This window comes from Pseudomonas sp. sp1636 (assembly GCF_030376615.1).
Lineage (GTDB): Bacteria > Pseudomonadota > Gammaproteobacteria > Pseudomonadales > Pseudomonadaceae > Aquipseudomonas.
The window spans coordinates 1-18,434 of sequence record NZ_JARRAB010000018.1; the positions used below are offsets into that span (position 1 = coordinate 1).

The 18,434-nt window shown below is 60.4% G+C and carries 20 protein-coding genes and 1 tRNA gene; 12 read left to right on the forward strand and 9 right to left on the reverse strand.

Going from position 1 to position 18,434, the window contains the following annotated elements:
- The 3 genes from tnpB to queD form a co-directional block, all read right to left on the reverse strand.
- The coding region (tnpB, locus tag P8H27_RS20760; RefSeq protein WP_374761366.1) for an IS66 family insertion sequence element accessory protein TnpB at positions 1-96 on the reverse strand (96 nt) is incomplete at its 3' end.
- 29 nt (positions 97-125) lie between these two features.
- Positions 126-503, reverse strand: a complete 378-nt coding sequence (locus P8H27_RS20765) for a transposase (protein WP_374761363.1) — start codon at positions 501-503, stop codon at positions 126-128.
- Positions 504-1,034: 531 nt separating this feature from the next.
- Positions 1,035-1,391, reverse strand: coding sequence for a 6-carboxytetrahydropterin synthase QueD (queD, locus tag P8H27_RS16670; protein WP_289638754.1), 357 nt, complete (start codon positions 1,389-1,391; stop codon positions 1,035-1,037).
- 160 nt (positions 1,392-1,551) lie between these two features.
- Here queD and P8H27_RS16675 point away from each other — a divergent pair, with 160 nt between their 5' ends.
- Positions 1,552-1,704 carry a hypothetical protein gene (locus P8H27_RS16675; RefSeq protein WP_289638755.1) on the forward strand — a complete coding sequence of 51 codons (153 nt, stop codon included), beginning with the start codon at positions 1,552-1,554 and terminating at the stop codon, positions 1,702-1,704.
- Between the two features lie 54 nt (positions 1,705-1,758).
- Here P8H27_RS16675 and P8H27_RS16680 read toward each other — a convergent pair whose 3' ends face one another.
- Positions 1,759-2,001 (reverse strand): hypothetical protein, encoded by a 243-nt coding sequence (locus tag P8H27_RS16680; protein ID WP_289638756.1) that lies wholly within the window; start codon positions 1,999-2,001, stop codon positions 1,759-1,761.
- A gap of 279 nt (positions 2,002-2,280) precedes the next feature.
- On the opposite strand from P8H27_RS16680, the gene P8H27_RS16685 reads away from it, so the two are divergent.
- Positions 2,281-2,622 (forward strand): ribonuclease E inhibitor RraB, encoded by a 342-nt coding sequence (locus tag P8H27_RS16685; protein WP_289638757.1) that lies wholly within the window; start codon positions 2,281-2,283, stop codon positions 2,620-2,622.
- A gap of 347 nt (positions 2,623-2,969) precedes the next feature.
- On the opposite strand, the gene P8H27_RS16690 is transcribed toward P8H27_RS16685, so the two are convergent.
- Positions 2,970-3,419: a rhodanese-like domain-containing protein gene (locus tag P8H27_RS16690; protein ID WP_374761364.1), complete on the reverse strand. Its 450-nt coding sequence runs from the start codon at positions 3,417-3,419 to the stop codon at positions 2,970-2,972.
- Between the two features lie 720 nt (positions 3,420-4,139).
- Between P8H27_RS16690 and P8H27_RS16695 the strand changes: the two genes are divergently transcribed.
- The 3 genes from P8H27_RS16695 to P8H27_RS16705 all read left to right on the forward strand — a co-directional run bounded on the left by P8H27_RS16695 (position 4,140) and on the right by P8H27_RS16705 (position 8,879).
- Positions 4,140-5,345 carry an acetyl-CoA C-acetyltransferase gene (locus P8H27_RS16695; RefSeq protein ID WP_289638758.1) on the forward strand — a complete coding sequence of 402 codons (1,206 nt, stop codon included), beginning with the start codon at positions 4,140-4,142 and terminating at the stop codon, positions 5,343-5,345.
- A gap of 163 nt (positions 5,346-5,508) precedes the next feature.
- Positions 5,509-7,668, forward strand: coding sequence for a 3-hydroxyacyl-CoA dehydrogenase NAD-binding domain-containing protein (locus P8H27_RS16700; RefSeq protein WP_289638759.1), 2,160 nt, complete (start codon positions 5,509-5,511; stop codon positions 7,666-7,668).
- A gap of 482 nt (positions 7,669-8,150) precedes the next feature.
- Positions 8,151-8,879: an amidotransferase gene (locus tag P8H27_RS16705; RefSeq protein ID WP_289638761.1), complete on the forward strand. Its 729-nt coding sequence runs from the start codon at positions 8,151-8,153 to the stop codon at positions 8,877-8,879.
- A gap of 99 nt (positions 8,880-8,978) precedes the next feature.
- Here P8H27_RS16705 and P8H27_RS16710 read toward each other — a convergent pair whose 3' ends face one another.
- Positions 8,979-9,704 carry a 1-acylglycerol-3-phosphate O-acyltransferase gene (locus P8H27_RS16710; RefSeq protein ID WP_289638762.1) on the reverse strand — a complete coding sequence of 242 codons (726 nt, stop codon included), beginning with the start codon at positions 9,702-9,704 and terminating at the stop codon, positions 8,979-8,981.
- Positions 9,705-9,958: 254 nt separating this feature from the next.
- Between P8H27_RS16710 and P8H27_RS16715 the strand changes: the two genes are divergently transcribed.
- Complete coding sequence (locus tag P8H27_RS16715; RefSeq protein ID WP_289638763.1) at positions 9,959-10,555, forward strand: hypothetical protein; 597 nt, start codon at positions 9,959-9,961, stop codon at positions 10,553-10,555.
- Between the two features lie 89 nt (positions 10,556-10,644).
- Here the strand turns inward: P8H27_RS16715 and P8H27_RS16720 are convergent, their stop codons facing one another.
- Positions 10,645-11,334 carry a crotonase/enoyl-CoA hydratase family protein gene (locus P8H27_RS16720; RefSeq protein ID WP_289638764.1) on the reverse strand — a complete coding sequence of 230 codons (690 nt, stop codon included), beginning with the start codon at positions 11,332-11,334 and terminating at the stop codon, positions 10,645-10,647.
- A gap of 449 nt (positions 11,335-11,783) precedes the next feature.
- On the opposite strand from P8H27_RS16720, the gene P8H27_RS16725 reads away from it, so the two are divergent.
- The 3 genes from P8H27_RS16725 to efp all read left to right on the forward strand — a co-directional run bounded on the left by P8H27_RS16725 (position 11,784) and on the right by efp (position 14,408).
- Positions 11,784-11,873, forward strand: a tRNA-Ser gene (locus tag P8H27_RS16725).
- Positions 11,874-12,655: 782 nt separating this feature from the next.
- Positions 12,656-13,789 (forward strand): elongation factor P maturation arginine rhamnosyltransferase EarP, encoded by a 1,134-nt coding sequence (gene earP / locus P8H27_RS16730; RefSeq protein WP_289638765.1) that lies wholly within the window; start codon positions 12,656-12,658, stop codon positions 13,787-13,789.
- A 46-nt stretch (positions 13,790-13,835) separates the two neighbouring features.
- A complete protein-coding gene (gene efp, locus P8H27_RS16735; RefSeq protein ID WP_025167549.1) occupies positions 13,836-14,408 on the forward strand; it encodes an elongation factor P in 573 nt (190 codons plus the stop codon).
- Between the two features lie 71 nt (positions 14,409-14,479).
- Here the strand turns inward: efp and P8H27_RS16740 are convergent, their stop codons facing one another.
- Positions 14,480-15,439 (reverse strand): LysR family transcriptional regulator, encoded by a 960-nt coding sequence (locus P8H27_RS16740; protein WP_289638766.1) that lies wholly within the window; start codon positions 15,437-15,439, stop codon positions 14,480-14,482.
- A 103-nt stretch (positions 15,440-15,542) separates the two neighbouring features.
- Between P8H27_RS16740 and P8H27_RS16745 the strand changes: the two genes are divergently transcribed.
- Complete coding sequence (locus P8H27_RS16745; RefSeq protein ID WP_289638768.1) at positions 15,543-16,298, forward strand: sulfite exporter TauE/SafE family protein; 756 nt, start codon at positions 15,543-15,545, stop codon at positions 16,296-16,298.
- Here the strand turns inward: P8H27_RS16745 and P8H27_RS16750 are convergent.
- Positions 16,288-17,142 (reverse strand): LysR substrate-binding domain-containing protein, encoded by an 855-nt coding sequence (locus P8H27_RS16750; RefSeq protein ID WP_289638769.1) that lies wholly within the window; start codon positions 17,140-17,142, stop codon positions 16,288-16,290. The genes P8H27_RS16745 and P8H27_RS16750 overlap by 11 nt on opposite strands.
- Before the next feature lie 96 nt (positions 17,143-17,238).
- On the opposite strand from P8H27_RS16750, the gene P8H27_RS16755 reads away from it, so the two are divergent.
- Together P8H27_RS16755 and P8H27_RS16760 are read left to right on the forward strand one after the other, a co-directional pair.
- On the forward strand, positions 17,239-17,472 hold the full coding sequence (locus tag P8H27_RS16755; protein WP_289638770.1) for a DUF1127 domain-containing protein: 234 nt from the start codon (positions 17,239-17,241) through the stop codon (positions 17,470-17,472).
- A gap of 32 nt (positions 17,473-17,504) precedes the next feature.
- Positions 17,505-18,383 (forward strand): PhzF family phenazine biosynthesis protein, encoded by an 879-nt coding sequence (locus P8H27_RS16760; protein ID WP_289638771.1) that lies wholly within the window; start codon positions 17,505-17,507, stop codon positions 18,381-18,383.
- The last annotated feature ends 51 nt before the right edge of the window (positions 18,384-18,434 follow it).

Here is an 18,434-nt window from a genome sequence, read left to right on the forward strand (position 1 = left end):
GATCTGACCCGAGAAGGGGGCGGCTTTCAGCCGAGTCTGTACCAACGCCGCCAACCCATCGAAGCCACGGCGCATGTCCGTGACGCCGGCGGCGATCTAGATGCGGGTTCCAGCGGGCGGGGCAATCATCGCAGTAACTGCTGCAAGACGAGTTGCATCGTCTGCGGTTCAGGCGTGCCAGTGATGCGTAGCGTGGCTTTACCCACTTCTACAACCAGCTCGGAATGAAACTCGAGCAGAGGCTGAGCGGCTTGCGAGAGATTCATCGACGACTCGATCATCTGGACAGGCAAAAACGTTGCACTGTGATTAACCGGGCCGAAGGCCCCCTCCTGATACTGGTGCCGCCAGCGAAACACCAAGTTGGCATTGACGTTATGCTCGCGAGCGATCAACGACACGGAAGCACCAGGCTGGAAGCTGGCCTCAACGACCTTGCGTTTGAATTCACGTGGGAAGTTGGGGCGTCGGCCTGTTCGGCGGGCGGGGGCGGTTGTAGCCAAGATAGTGTCCACAAAAAAATGGTGGACACTATCTTGGCTGATTGAGATGGCCGTCAGGAGTGGGTGCTGACCGGACGGTTACGATCGAAAGTGGCGAGCGTGTCGGCCCATATACGCTACACAGCAAGACCCCTTACCATGGTCGAGCGGGAGCTGTAGGGCTACTGTTGGGCTCCAGCGCTGCTGCGCTATCAACCGCCACTGCCCAGGTATACAGCCCAGCGAGCTGAGCTTCACCGCCTATATCTGGGCGATCCTGCACTTCTTGAATAGGGGGAGGCGGCCGCGGCGGTTGCAGGAACTGAGTGAAACCGCCGGGTCTCCCTGAGCAGTCCAGGAAACAGTCCTGCGCACCTGGCCGACTTCCAAGCGATGACGAGCCATTACATCCTGGCGTATCGGCGCGAGGATCGCGCTTATCTTCGGACGGTGAAGCCAAAACCTTGGAAGTATCCGACCCGAACGAAAAATGCCAGTCAGCTTAACTGACTGGCATTACCCCGAAGCTGGCTTTGGGTCGTTATAGCTTTATCAGTCTCCACGGTATTCGCAGCCACTGGTGCAGGTTTCGTGGATGCGGATACGGGATAACTCAGGTAGAAGAGGTTTGAGTTGCTGCCAGATCCAGGTGGCGATGACTTCGCTGGTGGGGTTTTCTAGGCCAGGAATTTCGTTCAGGTAGTTATGGTCGAGCCGTTCGTACAGTGGCTTGAAGATCGCTTTGATCTCAGAAAAATCGCGGATCCAGCCGGTGTAAGGGTCGACTTCGCCTTCGATGTAGACGGCAACACGAAAAGAATGGCCATGCAGCCGCCCACATTTATGCCCTTCAGGTACATGAGGAAGCCGGTGGGCAGCTTCGAAAATAAACTCTTTGAATAGTTCCACTGGTTGGCTCTCTAATATACGCGGCTGAAAGCACCGCTCCGATAAGGTGTGATATTACCAGTTCTGGTTGTGCTTTATTTGACCAACGCGGCGCTGTCGCGGCTAACAGCCTGTCGGATTTTGTTGTTTTATTCGCGGATAATCTCGGCATCTGCAGAGGTTGCCTAGCCGGCTTGACGAGCTGGCGGGTGTCTTCCTCCAGGTGCTGGAACTGGCGGGCAAGATGAAGTTGCTCATGCTCGGTATCATCAGTCTCGATGGCATCAAGGGGCATGCCGATGCCTTATGCTACAGCACGCTTTCCCGCAAATAGGCAAAAGGCCTGGCGGCAGACCACCAAGGCACTGGCGCAGGCCCCAAGGCCAGATCAACCCTTGCCGACGAAGGCTCGCGCATCATGCGACTGGTTTGTCGCTTCGAACGGTGCCACGCTGCCCAGGCAGCGGTAAATACCGACATGCCACAGATTCCATGCCGTTTTGGCTCTCAGTCGATGCTCATCCGGCTGCCCGCTCCGCGGCCATTCGGAAAGACGGTCGGAACGCAGCGACGTGGGGCATTGTTGGTCTGAGCCGCCCAGTAGCGTCGATTTCGTCATCTGCTTGCGCATCTATTCCACCCGGTAACTGGTCGCCGGTTTTTTCACAAGTTGTCTTTTGGGCCTGCAAATCTTCCTGCTTCGCGCTACTCTGCAGACGACAGTTTCGCGCCATTCGTTCCGAATAGCGCATCGTCGACCAGCCCTGTCTTCAGGTCTGGCTTATGACACGTCAAGCAGCTTCTTGCTTGAATCTCGGGCGGCATGCTTACAGGTGCCGCAACATCGCCGCAGTTGTGGCGGTTGCAATGGGAAAGCAGTAAATCCTTCCATCGCTGAGGAGATCATTTCATGAGCACAGCCTTGCACGATGATGTCAGTAGCGGAGTTTTACGGCGGATGAAAGAAGGTGGTTTCGACTTCACCAGCTTCCATCCCATTGAGTTCTACGCCATTTTCCCGGATGAGGAGCGGGCGCGCATGGCGACCCGGAACTTTCGAGGCGAGTCCTTGCATGCTTTGGTAACCGAGCGCGATGACGGCGCCTGGCACCTGCAAGTGAGCAAAGTGATGTATGCGACCTACCACGGCATTGGCGATTTCGAGCATGACCTGGAGTCCGTCGTGGCCCCGCTTGGCGGCAAACTGGATGGTTGGGGGGTGACACAGGAGGTCAAAGGTTTGCACCCCTGATAGATATCCCGTTCCTGCAATGAGCATCGACCGGCCCAGGCGGGTCGATGCGCTTATCTTCTTTCTCCATCGCTTTATCGGCACTAGTCGCCGCTGTACTCCCGAACTCCTGCTTGCCGCTACCCGCGGGATTCTCGCCCAGTAGCAGAGGCCGGCGTAGGTGCTCTATGCATGCCGAGCAAAATAACTGCGCTCAATCAGGTGAGCAAAGGCTTCTGTCCGCATTGGTTGAAGCTGGCGTTGGCCTATATGGCTGTGCCTGGGGGCGAGTCATTCGGCGCTGTTCCAGATTCGCCTTTCCGCGCCGCTACTCAAAGCCAGCAACGCAACCGGGAATACACGCCGGCTCAGTTCTGTTGCGTCAGGGCCAGTTTCAGCTGGGCGTAGCCGCCAGCGTTGATCAGGTTGCGATAACCCAGTTGCGCCAAGCTTGCCTGGGCGATTGCCGAGCGTCTGCCGCTGCGGCAATAGAGCACAATGAGCGTGTTTTTGTCGGGGGCCACGGAGGCAATCTGCGCAGCGATCTGCTCATGACCGATGCGGTTGGCACCGGGCAGGGCACCGGCGGCAAACTCTTCTGCACTGCGCACATCGATCAGCACCGTGCCAGGTGTTTGCAGTGCAGCAACAGCACTTTGTGGCGAGATTTCATCTGCGCTAAGCGGCAGGCTGAGCAATAGCGCCAGAACGGCAGTCAAGACACGCATGCAGAACTCCTCGGGGAAATATCGGCGAGGCCTTAGCATAATTGAAAATGCCTGCGAGCAAGCGCTGACGTTGGCCGGCAGGCTTTGCAAGTGGTTGACCGGTGGCAGCCAGGTGCTCCCGTTCTGTGCTGCGTTCAGCGCTTTCAGTGCGGCACGCAGCCACAGAACCGGCGAGCGTTCAGCCGACCAGGCGGGTCAGGTTGGGAAGGATCAGGATCAAGGTTGTGGCGAATACGATCAGGCTCGCCTGCCGGACTTTGGGTTGTTTGAACATGGCCATCTGCCTTTTGTTTTTGTTGGTGTGGCGTCGAATGCCCGCTCTCAAGGCCTGTCGGGCTGCAGCGTCACGCCTGCGCGTGGACTAAAAAACCGCCCCGGCAAAACCCGGCGGCGACTCCTACCCTTGCATCTTGATTTCGTTGTGTTCGTGGTAACTCTAGGGGGCATGTCGCAGGTCGCTTAGATGACTTGGTTGCTAGCCATTGCGGGTTTGGAACATTGAGTTATGCCCGCTGCGGTAAAGAGCCTGAGCAACCCTTGAACCAGAGCCATTAGCTTGGCATGTGCCTGCATAACGCCAGTAGCTGACCGTTCGTCTGAGCAGAGCGGTCAATGTGCCTGAGCACTTCGGTCATTGAGCCTGGATCATCTGGGGGTAAGGTAGCGCAGTCACTAAAAACAGGCGCAACCTGACGGGGTCAGATGGCAACCTGCCGGACGCAACCGTCCGCAGTAGGACAGGGTCAAATCCGACAGATTGTTAACGATGCGCCACCACCCATACCCTCCATTTGGAGGTCTGAGGACGCCATGACCGAAGCATTCATTTTCGATGCGGTGCGCACGCCCCGCGGCAAAGGCAAGAAAGACGGCGCACTGTATAGCGTCAAACCGGTCAACCTGGTTGCTGGCCTGCTCAGCGCCCTGCAAGTGCGCAACCACCTGGATACCAGCCAGGTCGATGACATCGTCCTCGGTTGTGTAACCCCCGTGGGTGACCAGGGCGCCGACATTGCCAAGACCGCAGCCATGGTTGCGGACTGGGACGTCAGCGTCTCCGGCGTGCAGCTCAACCGTTTCTGCGCCTCGGGCCTGGAAGCAGTGAACCTTGGAGCGATGAAAGTGCGCTCCGGTTTCGAGGATTTGGTGGTGGTCGGCGGTGTCGAGTCGATGTCACGCGTGCCCATGGGCTCCGATGGCGGCGCCTGGGTGATGGATCCGCAAACCAATATGCACACCCACTTCACTCCCCAGGGCATCGGTGCCGACCTGATTGCCACTCTGGAGGGCTTCAGCCGCGAGGATGTCGACGCCTATGCCTTGCGCTCGCAGCAAAAAGCCGCCCGCGCCCGCGCCGATGGCTCGTTCATAAACACACTGGTTCCTGTGGCTGACCAGAATGGCATCGTGCTGCTCGATCATGATGAATTCATTCGCGCCGACAGCACCCTCGAGGGTCTCGGCAAGCTCAAGCCGAGTTTCGAGGCGATGGGCCAGATGGGTTTCGACAGCACTGCGCTACGTATCTACAGCCATGTCGAGCAGATCAATCACGTGCATACCCCGGGTAACAGTTCGGGGATCGTCGACGGCGCGGCCTTGATGCTGATCGGCTCCGCCGCCAAGGGCCAGGAACTGAGCCTCAGGCCGCGGGCGCGCATCGTCGCCACTGCGGTGACCAGTACCGACCCGACCATCATGCTCACCGGCCCGGCACCGGCTACGCGCAAGGCGTTGGCCAAGGCCGGCTTGACCGTCAGCGATATCGATCTGTTTGAGGTTAACGAAGCCTTTGCCTCGGTGGTCATGAAATTCATGAAGGACATGGGCGTCAGCGAAGACAAGGTCAATGTCAACGGCGGTTCCATCGCCATGGGCCACCCGTTGGGCGCTACCGGCTGCGCGATTCTCGGCACCCTGCTCGACGAGCTGGAGAAGCGCCAGCTGCGTTACGGTCTGGCCACTCTCTGCGTGGGCGGCGGCATGGGTATCGCCACCATCATCGAACGTATCTAAGGAGCTTTCAGAGGCCACTGCGTTCGACCATGCTGCGTTGGAAATCGCCCGGGAATGCTCATTTACAGCCGTAAACTCCGCTTCCCAAACGATTGCCGCCTTGCCTGATCTTCGCTCGCGCCGCTTCTGAACAGCTCCCCCATTTAAGGGGATGAAAAACAACATGACAGACGCCATCCGTTACGAAAAAGGCCAGGACAATATCGTTGTGCTGACCATCGATATGCCCGGCCAGAGTGCCAATACCATGAACGCGCAGTACCGCGAGGCCATGGGTAAAACCGTTGACCGCCTGGAAGCCGAGAAGGACGGCATTGTCGGAGTGATAGTCACCTCGGCGAAGAAGACCTTCTTTGCCGGCGGCGACCTCAACGAGCTGATCGAGGTCAGCAAAGCCGACGCCGCGCCGTTCTACCAGATGATCCTGAATATCAAAGGCCAGCTGCGCCGCCTGGAAACTCTGGGCAAACCGGTAGTGGCGGCGATCAATGGTGCGGCCCTGGGTGGCGGTTGGGAAATCTGCCTGGCGTGTCATCACCGCATCGCCCTGGACAGTTCCAGCGTGCAACTCGGCCTGCCGGAAGTGACCCTAGGCCTGCTACCGGGCGGCGGTGGGGTGGTGCGCATGGTGCGTCTGCTTGGCCTGGAAAAGGCTCTGCCGTATCTGCTCGAAGGCAAGAAGGTGCGCCCGGATGCGGCGCTCAAAGCGGGTCTGATCCACGAGCTGGCATCCGACAAGGATGAGTTGCTGGCCAGGGCGCGAGCCTGGGTGCTCGCCAACCCGAATGCCGTGCAGCCCTGGGACGTCAACGGTTACAAGATTCCTGGCGGCACACCGGCGAGCCCCAACGTGGCGCAGATGCTGGCCATCGCCCCGAGTGTGCTGCGCGACAAGACCAAAGGCTGCTTCCCCGCGCCGGAGAAGATCATGTGTGCGGCGGTCGAGGGCGCCCAAGTCGATTTCGACACCGCGCAGATTATCGAGGCACGCTATTTCACCGAGCTGGCCACCGGACAAGTGGCGAAGAACATGATCGGCACCTTCTGGTTCCAGCTCAATGAAATCAACGCCGGCGGCTCGCGGCCGCAGGGATTCGCGCCCTACGTGACGAAGAAGATCGGTGTCCTCGGTGCCGGCATGATGGGCGCGGGCATTGCTTATGTGTCGGCAATGGCCGGTATCGACGTGGTGCTCAAGGATGTGTCTGTCGAAGCGGCCGAGAAGGGCAAGAACTATTCGGCCAAATTGCTGGAGAAGAAGGTCGGCCGTGGCCAGATGAGTGCCGATAAGCGCGACAGCATCCTGACGCGGATCAAGGCCACCGACAAGGACGCCGACTTCGCCGGCTGCGATCTGATCATCGAAGCGGTATTCGAGGATCGCGACCTCAAGGCTAATGTCACTGCCGCCGCCGAGCGTGTCGCGTTGGACGATGTACTGATCGCGTCCAACACCTCGACCCTGCCGATCACCGGCCTGGCCACCGCGGTGCAGAAGCAGGACAGGTTCATCGGCCTGCATTTCTTCAGCCCAGTGGACAAGATGCCGTTGGTGGAGATCATCAAGGGCGAGCGTACCAGCGAGGAAACTCTGGCGCGTGGCTTCGATTACGTCATGCAGATCAACAAGACCCCGATCGTGGTCAACGACAGTCGCGGCTTCTTCACCTCGCGGGTATTCGGCACCTTCACCAATGAAGGCATCGCCATGCTCGGCGAGGGCGTGGCGGCGGCGATGATCGAAAACGAGGCGCGCAAGGCCGGTATGCCGGTTGGCCCGCTGGCGATCAGCGATGAAGTGTCGCTCAGTCTGATGAACCATATTCGCCAGCAGACCCTCAAGGATCTGGCCGCAGAGGGCAAGACCATAGCGCCGCATCCGGCCTTCGCCGTCATCGATCTGATGCTCAATGAATACCAGCGTCCGGGCAAAGCGGCCGGTGCGGGTTTCTACGAGTATCCGGAGGCCGGCTCCCCGGCAGGCGGCAAGAAGCACCTATGGCCGCAACTCAAGGTGCGTTTCGAAAAGCCTGACGCACAGCTCTCGCAGAAAGACGTGCGCGACCGCATCCTGTTCATTCAGGCCATCGAGACCGTACGCTGCGTGGAAGAGGGAGTGCTCACGTCGGTGGCGGATGCCAACATCGGCTCGATCTTCGGCATCGGCTTCGCCGCCTGGACCGGTGGGGCGTTGCAATTCATCAACCAGTACGGCATCCGCGATTTCGTTGCCCGCGCCCAGTACCTGGCCGAGCAATACGGTGAACGCTTCCTGCCGCCGGCCTTGTTGCTGGAAAAAGCCGCGAAAAACGAGAACTTCTAACCCTGAAATGATCTGTAGGCCGCGCAAGCGACCCCCGACGTGGCTGACTTGTTGCTCTAGCGGAGTCAAAAACTGGTCTGATGCTGGGGTAAGGTGCCGTTGTCGACTACCCGGCGGGCTGTCAAGCGCAGCTCAGCCCGCCGGGTAACCGCCTATCAGCCGTTGCATGGCCTACTGGTGCGGTATCCTCAGGGCGGTCAGGGCCCCATCGGGCAAATGGACGATCAGCTCTGACTCGCAGCGCATGCCGGGTGTCCTTTTGCGATGGTGGGCGATGCCCGAGGGGCGGGGCATGCTCGCGCGGCACCATCGGCTGCAGTGACTGGACGTCATGGTGACCACTGAGTGCGCTGATACAAACGCAGATGGGCAATCGGTCGCTTTTGTGCCTTGTTGGCGACGCCTTCTCTTGCCTTGCCGCCGGGGCACAGGCAGGCTTGAGTCGCGTATCAACCATCACTCGCGTTTCAGGTAATCGCCCCATGCCGTTGCAGATTTGCATTCTGGAAACTGACATTCTTCGCCCCGAACTGGTTGATCAGTATCAGGGCTATGGCCGTATGTTCGAGCAGCTCTTCGCCCGCCAGCCGATTGCGGCCGAGTTCACCGTGTACAACGTGATGGAAGGCCGCTACCCGCCAGACAGCGAGCACTACGACGCCTACCTGGTCACCGGTAGCAAGGCCGATTCGTTCGGCAGCGATCCCTGGATCGAAACCCTCAAGACCTACCTACTGAATCGCTATGCCCATGGCGACAAGCTGCTCGGCATCTGCTTCGGCCATCAACTACTGGCGCTGTTGCTCGGCGGCAAGGCCGAGCGCGCCGAGCAGGGCTGGGGCGTGGGCACTCATCGTTACCGCCTGGCTCATCAGCCGGCCTGGATGAAACCTATACTGGAGGAGCTGACCCTGTTGATCAGCCATCAGGATCAAGTCACCCAGCTACCGGAAAACGCCACGCTACTGGCTTCCAGCGATTTCTGTCCGATCGCCGCCTACTGCATCGACGATCAGGTGCTGTGCTTTCAGGGCCATCCCGAGTTCATCCACGACTACTCCAAGGAACTGTTGGAAATTCGCCAGCAGCACATTGGCGAAGAGGCGTATCGCAAGGGAGTCGACAGCCTGCAGCATGAGCACCAGGGGCATACGGTGGCCGAGTGGATGATGCGTTTCGTCGCCCATGGCCGTGCCGGCCTCGACGGCTGAGCCAGGCTGTCGCGATTGACCCGCGTAGGGTGCGTCATGCGCCACGTAACGGGGACATAGCCAAGCAAAAAGCCCGGCCATGCAGGTCGGGCTTTTTGCTTATTGTGCAGCGCTGAGCTGCTGATCCATCGCCGCGATGCATTGCTGCATCTGCGTGCGGCAGGTTTCGATTAGCTGCGGCAGATCAGCCTGGGTCAGCCCCGCAGTGGCCATCGCCGGCAGCGAGCGAATCATGATGCTGCCGCTGTTCCAGCGGTTCAGACGGATGTGTTTCGCGTAATTGCTGACACACACCGGGATGATCGGCACGCCAGCGGCAATCGCCATCTGGAATGCGCCTTTCTTGAACGGCAGCAACTCGCCACCGAGGTTGCGTGTGCCTTCAGGGAAGACCCAGATCGAAGTGTCCCGGTGCTTGAGGGTATCGGTGGTGGTGAGCATCGCCCGTTTGGCGCTTATGGCGTTGCCGCGGTCGAGCAGCACGTTACCGGCCAGCCAGTAGAGCTGCCCGAATAAAGGCACCCATTTCAGACTTTTCTTGCCGATGCTGACGGTACGCTTGGGCACCACGCGGCCAAGCACGTAGAGGTCGTAGTTGGACTGATGGTTAGCGACGATCACGCACGTGCGCTGGCGATCGAGCAACGGCTGAACCTCGGTCTTCAGCTGCAAGCGCAGCAACCACAGCGCCGGCAGGCTGTAGAGGCGTGCGCAGAGGCGGCTGTTATCCGGATTGAACGGGCGGCAGAGGCCGAGCAGCAGGCCGAAAAAACCAGCGAAGACAAAGTGCACGCCCATCGCCAGCATGCGCAGAAGAAAAAGCATTGAGTACGCCTGCCATAAGAAAAGGCGCGCAGTGTACGGGGGTGCACTTTGCACGGCAATTCGCGTTGACGGCCCGCTCGCACGAGCGCGGCCGGCGGTAGCGCCGGGTGCTTGGCTGGCGAAGGCCTGCCACTGGTCGTTTGCGGGGGCCGGGCAGGAAAACTTTTGCAACAGAGTCGGTTCCAAGGCTAAGCAGGACTGCGGTTCTGTTTCAGTGGATCAGATGCATTCGTTCTTCAAACAGGAGTTTTCTCATGTTAATCAAGAAGAAGAATTTTCTTGCCGCTTCGATATGTGCATTGATGTTTGCTTCGCTGGCGTTGGCTCCCATCAGTGCCTCCTGGGTTTCCACTGTCTATGCCAAAGGCGATGGTGGCGGCGGCGATGGTGGCGATGGTGGTGGTGGTCATGGCGGTAGCGGCCGCGGCGGAGAAGGTGGCGGCCATGGCGGCCATGGCGGCCATGGCGGCGATGGTGGTGGACACGGCGGTAGTGGCCGCGGTGGAGAGGGCGGTGGCCATGGCGGCGACCGCGATGGCGATCACGGCAACAGCGGTTCAGGCAGCGCCAACAGTGGTCGCAGCGATAATAGCGGGCCTGGCAGCGCCAACTCCGGGCGCGATGCCGAGCATGACGACGATGACCACATGGGAGCCATGCATGACGATGATGACGAACATGTCGGTCGTGTGCACGACGACAATGATGATGCCGATGAAGACGAGCATGTAAAGGGCATGCACGATGCCAATGACCTGGATAATGACGAGCATGCCGGTCGCGTGCATGATGCGAACGATCTGGACGTAGACGAGGACGCCGCCGGGCTGCACCGCAGCGCCAGCAACTAAGCAGCATGGTTCAAACGCGCTGCCTTGCAGGTGGCGCGGTACAAAAGCCCGGCAGATTCAAACCGGGCTTTTTAATTTCAGGTGCGTACTCAGATCAGTTGTTGCTTGTCCAGTTCGATAGCCTGGTCGAGGGTTTCCAGCAGGGTTTTGCGTACTTTCAGCTTGGTGTTCTTGTGCGCGGTCATGTTGATCTTCTTCATCTGCCGAGCGACCGCCTGAGCGCTGGCCAGCAGTTGCTCGACAGCTACCACCTTATCGAGGAAGCCGGCATCCACCGCGCCTTGCGGGTCGAACATCTCGCCATTGATTACCGACCGATGGAATGCCGATTTGCGCAGGCGATCGCGGGCCAGTTCGATGCCGACGTGGTGCATGGTCATGCCGATCTGCACTTCGTTCAGGCCAATACTGAAAGAACCCTCGACGCCGATGCGGTAGTCGGCCGAAAGCAGAATAAAGGCGCCCTTGGCCACGGCATGGCCAGGGCAGGCGACGATGATCGGGAAGGGGTGGGCCAGCATGCGCCGGGCCAGGGTCGAACCGCTGGCAACCAGATTGATCGCGTTTTGCGGGCCGGAGGTCATCACCTTCAAGTCGTAGCCGCCGGACAGAATGCCCGGCTGGCCGGTGATGATGACAATGGCCTTGTCTTGCTCGGCACGATCCAGTGCGGCATTGAAGGCGGCGATCACGTCCGGTGAGATGGCGTTCACCTTGCCGTTGCACAGGGTCAGGGTGGCAATGCCGTCGTCGAATTGGTAGCTGATCAGGTCGCTCATGGCGGGTTCCTTGTACTGAAGTGGCACAGAAGTTACCCACCTGCACCGCCCAGGTAAAGCGCCGCGACTGACTGGTGAGTCAGCTGTGCCGGGCGCTCACCGCCTATCCGCCTGATCGAAATGGGCGATTGGCGCCATGCCCATGCGCTGCCTTGGTGCGACTAAGGATTGGATGGAAACGGCGACGAGCTGGCTATCGGTTGCTGTGCTGGTGATGCCCGGCTGATGTAGTTGGCGAGCAGCGCGTGCTGCCAAATCCAGTAAGGCGTGATTGTTGTGTTTTATTCCTCATGCGGCCGGCCCTGTTTCGAGGAGCTTGCCAGGTTTGCCGGACAGATACCGAGCATTCGGCATAAGCGCATGAATCTTCTGAAAAAAACTTTTGCCTTTAGTGAACGGTTCGGCTAGATTAGCGCGCCTCGACAGACGCCCCGTGTCAGTCGAGATCCGGTGAAGTGTCCGAGCGGTTGAAGGAGCACGCCTGGAAAGTGTGTATACGAGAAATCGTATCGTGGGTTCGAATCCCACCTTCACCGCCACTTTCGATTTGCTAAAACCCTGATTTCTAACAAGATTTCAGGGTTTTTTGCTTTCTGGCTTTTGCTCGTGTGGATAAAGTATCGAAGCGGTTTTGGATCGAGCGCGATGAGTTGGGCTGCCCTGATAACCAACGGCTGACTTTTCACAATATTGGGTGGCGGAAAACTAGGCTTTCAATCTGTGGCTAATGCGTTGAGGACGTTGATGAGAGTAGATAGAGATGACGCCCCGCAACACCTGCGCAGCAAGAAGCGGGGCGGGCGGCTATGGCTTGTACTGGGTGTCGGTGCAGCCGCTATCTGGGGGCTGGCTAGCGTATTTGCCGGGCCCGGTGGCTATGACATTGCCCAGGTGATGAGCGGATTGCATTTTGCCGGTAAGCCGGTATTTGGCGATGGCCCTCAGGCTGCAGCGCAAGCCGGGCAGGAAGCGAGTTGGAATGTCTCGGTTAAATCTCCCGAGGTGCAGGCCCAGGGCGCGTCAGGCAATCAAGGCGAGGAGGTAAGCGCAGGCAGTCGCACAATGCCGTCAAACGCTACAGTGCCAGTCGATCTGTATAACAAGCCCGCTCAGAAAGGCAGCCTGTAAATTCAGCGATGGCGCTATCGAGTACGCTGCCGGCAGCTGGAGTAGTAAGCCGCCTGCATGCCTGCTGGCGGCTATAAAGGTTAGATCCAGGCCTTGATAGGCTGGTACAGGTGAGAGTGTCGGTATTTCTCGGCCTGGCGTTCGACCGCGCTATCCGCGTTTATGCTCTGTCCATCTTCTGTCGGAGTGCCACATGCGCCCAACCTGGGACATCTTCTGTAGCGTCGTCGACAATTACGGCGACATTGGCGTGACCTGGCGCCTGGCCCGGCAGCTGGTCGCCGAGCACGATGCTGCGGTGCGCCTGTGGGTGGATGATCTGCTGGCCTTTGCCCGCTTGTGTCCGGCAGCCGATGTGCGGGTCGCGCAACAATCCTTGCAAGGCGTGGATGTTCGTCAATGGCCGGCACCCTGGTTGCCCGTCGAGGCGGCGGATGTGGTGATCGAGGCCTTCGCCTGCGAGTTACCCACGGCATATGTGGCGGCCATGGCCCGGCGCGCACGGCCATCGTTGTGGTTGAACCTGGAGTATTTGAGCGCCGAGGACTGGGTCGGTGGTTGCCACGGCCTGCCCTCGATGCAGTCCACCGGCTTGCAGAAGTTCTTCTTTTTTCCGGGGTTTCGCCCGGAAACGGGTGGCCTGCTGCGCGAAGCCGGCTTGCTCGAGCGGCGTCGCAACTTTCAGCAGGATCCCGCCGCTCGGCAGGCGTTCCTGCAGCGGTTGGGGGTTGCGCCGCTGGCGAATGCCCGATTGATCTCACTGTTTGCCTACGAGAACTGCGGCCTGGCCAGTTGGTTGGACGTGTTGGCGGCAGGTTGCCAGCCGACTCACATGCTGGTGCCCGAAGGCCGGGTACTCGGTGATGTGCAGGCTTGGTTGGGCGTGAGGAGTTTGACGGTGGGCTCCTTGGAAGTGCGGGGAGCCTTGACGGTTCAGGTGCTGCCGTTCGTCACTCAGGATGATTACGACCGCCTGCTCTGGAGTTGCGACTTCAATGCGGTGCGCGGTGAGGACTCTTTCGTTCGTGCGCAGTGGGCCGGGCGACCGTTGCTCTGGCATATCTATGAGCAGCAAGAGAACGTGCACCTGGAAAAGCTCGAGGCCTTTCTCGCACTCTATACACAAGGCTTGTCGCCCGCCGCCGGCGCTACGCTGACTGCTCTGTGGCAGGCGTGGAACCACGGTGAAGGCGTGGGGGAAAGCTGGCTGGCGCTGCAGCAGGCGTGGCCGGAGCTGGCCGAGCATGCCGAGGCGTGGTCTCTAGAGCAGGCCTCGCAGACCGATCTTGCCGAGGCACTGGTAGAGTTTTACCTAAATTGGCTATGATACGCGGCCTAGATTTCCGTATCTCCATCCAAATCCGGATATTAGTATGAAAACCGCACAAGAAATGAAGCCCAACAGTGTGGCCCTGATCGACGGCCAGCCTTGGCTTATCCAGAAAGCCGAATTCACCAAGTCCGGTCGTAACAGCGCTATCGTCAAAATGAAGCTGCGCAACCTGTTGACCGGTTCCTCGACCGAGACCGTGTACAAGGCCGACGACAAGCTCGAGCCGGTGATCCTCGATCGCGTCGCAGTGACCTATTCGTACTACAGCGAGCCGAACTACGTCTTTATGGACGAAGAGTTCAACCAGTACGAACTGAACAAAGACGACCTCGAAAGCGTCATGCCGTTCATCGTCGACGGCATGACCGACGTCTGCGAAGCCGTGTTCTTCGAAGGCAAAGTGGTTTCGGTCGACCTGCCGACCACCATCGTCCGCCAAATCACCTACACCGAAGGTTCCGCTCGCGGCGATACCTCGGGCAAGGTGATGAAGCCGGCCAAGCTGAGCAACGGTACCGAAGTCAAGGTTGCCGATTTCTGCGAAATCGACGACTGGATCGAAATCGATACCCGCACCGGCGAGTACAAGTCGCGCGCCAAAGCTCCAGTCTAAACACCGGCTTTACCCGCGAGCAGAAAAGCCTGGCCTTGGCGCCGGGCTTTTTTCTGTCTGCAGTTTGCTGCTCAGCTGCGGCCTGCTAAGCCGCTCTGCAGGGCCAGATCCCAGGGCGGCACCGGGCCGAAGCGTGCCTTGAGAAACTCCAGCAGCAGACGACTGCGCGACCCGCTGTCGCGTTCCAGGCGCAAGGCATAGATACCGCTGGGTTCCGGCGCCGGCAGGCCGTGTTCGCAGAACAGCGGCACGAGTTCGCCGCGCAGTAGGTAGTCGCTGATCAGCCAGGTCGGCAAATGGGCGATGCCGAGGCCGGCGAGGGCGCTGAACAGCAGGGTTTCGGCATTGTTAGTCGTCATCCGTAAGCGCTTCGGGCGATAGATGTTGAGCTTGCCGGCCTGCTCGAAGCGCCAGGCATAGGGCGGCGCCAGGCTCCCCCAGTCCAGGCCGTGGTGTTCGGTCAGTTCGCTGGGCGAGCGGGGTACGCCGTGCTGGGCCAGGTAGGCCGGGCTGGCGCAGGCGATCCGCACCAGTGGCGACAGGGCCGTGGCCACCAGACGGGTATCGGCCAGCGGGCCGATGCGCAGCACCAGATCGACCTCGCCCAGGTGCGCGCCCTGCAGGTCGACGAAACTGTCGATCAGGCGCAATTGCACATCCAGTCCCGGATAGGCCAGGAGAAACTCGGCAATCGCCGGTGCCAGGTGGCGGCGGCCAAAGGGCGCTGGCGCATCGATGCGAATCAAGCCTTCCGGTGCGCTGCTCAGCGATACGGCTTCGGCGCGGGCCAGGTGCAATTCGTTTAGTACGCGCTTGGCTCGTTCGGCAAACGCCAGGCCGGCAGGGGTGACCCGGATGGCGTGGGTGCTGCGGCTGAATAGCTGGCTGCCGAGCGAACGCTCCAGCGCGTCGATGCGCCGGGCGACTGCGGAAGGGGTGAGCGGGTGACGGCGGGCGGCGGCGGAGAAGCTCGCGGTTTCCAGCACGTCGAGAAACAGGCTGAGTTGGTCGGTGAGGGCATCGGGGTTCATGGCGGCTCGGCTATGCGTTGATTGCACAGCCATTGTGCGTGGCTGTGCGTTTCCATACTAGCTGCGACTGGCTAGCATGCTTGGCATCTTGATGGAGCCTGCGATGAGCCTGAGCGACTTTGCGCTGAATTTAATCCTGGGAACCTTGCTCGGCACACTCGGCGGGCTGTTTGGCATCGGCGGTGGCTTGATTGCGATTCCGGCCCTGGGCGTGTTGTTCGGCCTCGATCAGCCGTTGGCGCAGGGCACGGCCCTGGTCATGGTGGTGCCCAATGTACTGCTGGCCCTGTGGCGCTACCACCAACGCAATCGCATCGACCTGCGCCACGCGTTGACCCTGGCACTCAGCAGTTTCCTGTGCGCCGTGCTCGGCTCGGGCTGGGCGGTGACGCTGGATGCCGAGCGCATGCGCCTGGCCTTCGTCGGTTTTCTGCTGATGCTGGCGCTCTACAATTTCTCGCGGTTGTACTTCCGGCCCGCGGCTGGCAGCAGCGAGTTGCGCTACCCCTGGCCCTGGTTGGCGCTGCTGGGCAGCGGTGCGGGTCTGCTCGGTGGGCTGTTCGGTGTCGGCGGCGCGGTGCTCGCCACGCCGGTGTTGACCAGTGTGTTCGGTACGACCCAGGTGGTCGCCCAGGGCCTGTCATTGGCTCTGGCGGCGCCGAGCACCGGGGTGACCCTGGCGACTTACGCCGTGCATGGCCACGTCGATTGGGCGCTGGCAGTGCCCTTGGCGCTGGGTGGGCTGCTCAGCATCAGTTGGGGCGTCAAGCTCGCCCATGCCTTGCCGGAGCGCTTGTTGCGGGCTTTGTTCGCCGGCTTCCTGTTGCTCTGCGCGGTGCTGCTCGGGCTTAAAGTTTAAAGCCTTCGACTATGTGCTCGGCCAGCGTCTCGGTCACCGGCGACTGGCTATGGCTATTGCGCAGCAACACGATGCTGGCCGCCGGCATGGCGGGCAATCCTTCGGCCGCGCCGATGATGCGCATGTCCGGGCTGATCAGGCTTTGCAGCTGCGCGGTAATTGCCAGGCCGGCGCTGACCACTGCCATGATCGCCGACAGACTCGGGCTGGTGTAGGCGATGCGGTACTCGCGCTCCATGGCATCCAGGGCATTGCAGGCCCAGGCACGGCAGAAGCATTGCGAGTTGAACATGGCCAGGGGCAGTGGCTCTTGCTCATGGGGGCTGAAACCATTGGCCTCGGCCCAGACGATGCGCTCCTGACGCAGCAGCTGACCGATTTCGGTGCCCGGTTCGCGGGTGACGATGGTCAGGTCGAGGTCTTGGCGTTGCAATAGATTGAACGACGGCTCGCAGTGCAGCTCCACCTGAACCAGCGGGTAGGCCTGGGCGAAGCGCGACAGAATCCCCGGCATGAAACGCATCACGTAGTCATCCGGGGTGCCGATGCGCACCGAGCCGACCATATGCGGCTCGCGCAGGGTGGTCATCACCTCGCCATGCAGCTTGAGGATGCGCCGCGCATAGCCCAGCAGCACCTGGCCCTCGGCGGTCAGGCTGAGCTGGCGGCCATCGCGCTGAAACAGCGGGCGCTGCATCACGTCTTCCTCCAGGCGCTTCATCTGCATGCTCACCGCCGACTGGGTGCGGTTGACCGTCTCCGCGGCGCGAGTAAAACCGCCGTGATCGGCAATCGCGACGAAGGTGCGCAGCAGTTCGCTGTCGATGCTCGGGTAGTTGGCCATTCATCAATCTCCGAGATGCAAGACATAAGAAACATTCGTTGGATTGATCATAAGCCCGGCGCGAGACTGTCGCCAACCCCACAGGAGGGCGACGAGATGAAAGGTCAAAAAGGTTATGCAATCGTAAGCGTGCTGCCACAGCATGGTGTAAATCTTGGGGCTTTGGCCCGCAAGGTATGGCGCCAGCTCAAGCGCTGGTATGAACTGGCCGAGCAGCGCCGGCAACTGGCGAGTCTCAGTGATGAGGCGCTCAAGGACATGGGCCTGAGTCGTGCGGATGTCCTGCCCGAGAGCGAGCGGCCCTTCTGGGACGATCCCCTGGCCAAATAAACCCCTGTGTTTGCCCATTCAAGGACACGCCCATGCAGATTGACGTACAGCTAGTGAATGCCTTCGTGGACGGCGAGGCAGGTGGCAATCCGGCAGGCGTGGTGTTGGATGCGGATAATCTGGAGCAGTCGCAGAAACTGGCAATCGCCGCGGCGCTGGGGCTGTCGGAAACGGCCTTCGTGTCGAGTTCCGAGAAGGCAGCCTTCAAGTTGGAGTTCTTCACCCCGTCGCGGCAGATTGCCCATTGTGGTCATGCCACCATCGCCACGTTCAGCCTGCTTCGGCAATTGGGCCGGGTGGGCGAAGGCTGGACCTCGAAAGAAACCATCGATGGCAATCGCGATATCCTGATCGCCGGGGAGATGGCGTTTATGCAGCAGCTCGCACCGCGCTACCGCGATATCGACGCTGACTTGGCGTTGTTTCAGGAGGTGCTGGCCGCGTTGCGCATCGATGCGCAGCAACTGATGCCCGCGGTGTTGCCGAGCGTGGTCAATACCGGCAATGGCTTCCTGATCGTGCCGTTGCGCGACGAGGCTGCAGTGGCCGGGCTGAAGCCGGATCAGGCCTTGCTCGAACGGCTCAGCGAGCAGCTCGACTTGATTGGCTTCTATGTGTTTTCCCGCCAGGTGCGGGTCGCTGGGCGCGATGCGGGGGCGAGGATGTTCGCCCCGCGCTACGGCATCGAGGAAGAGGCCGCCACCGGCATGGCCGCCGGCCCCTTGGCCTGTTTCCTGCGCGATCGCCTGGGGCTGACCGCCTCGCGATTGTTGATCGAGCAGGGCTGGTTGATGCCTGCGCCGTCGCCCAGCCTGATCACTGTCGATCTGCAGGTTGGCGAGGCTGGCATAGAGGGTTTGCTGGCGGGCGGCACGGCCCAAGTCATGCGCTCGACGCACGTCAGGCTATGATTGCCTGACTTTCAACCATCGAGAATTCCTGAGTGTCGAACGAGCAACGAC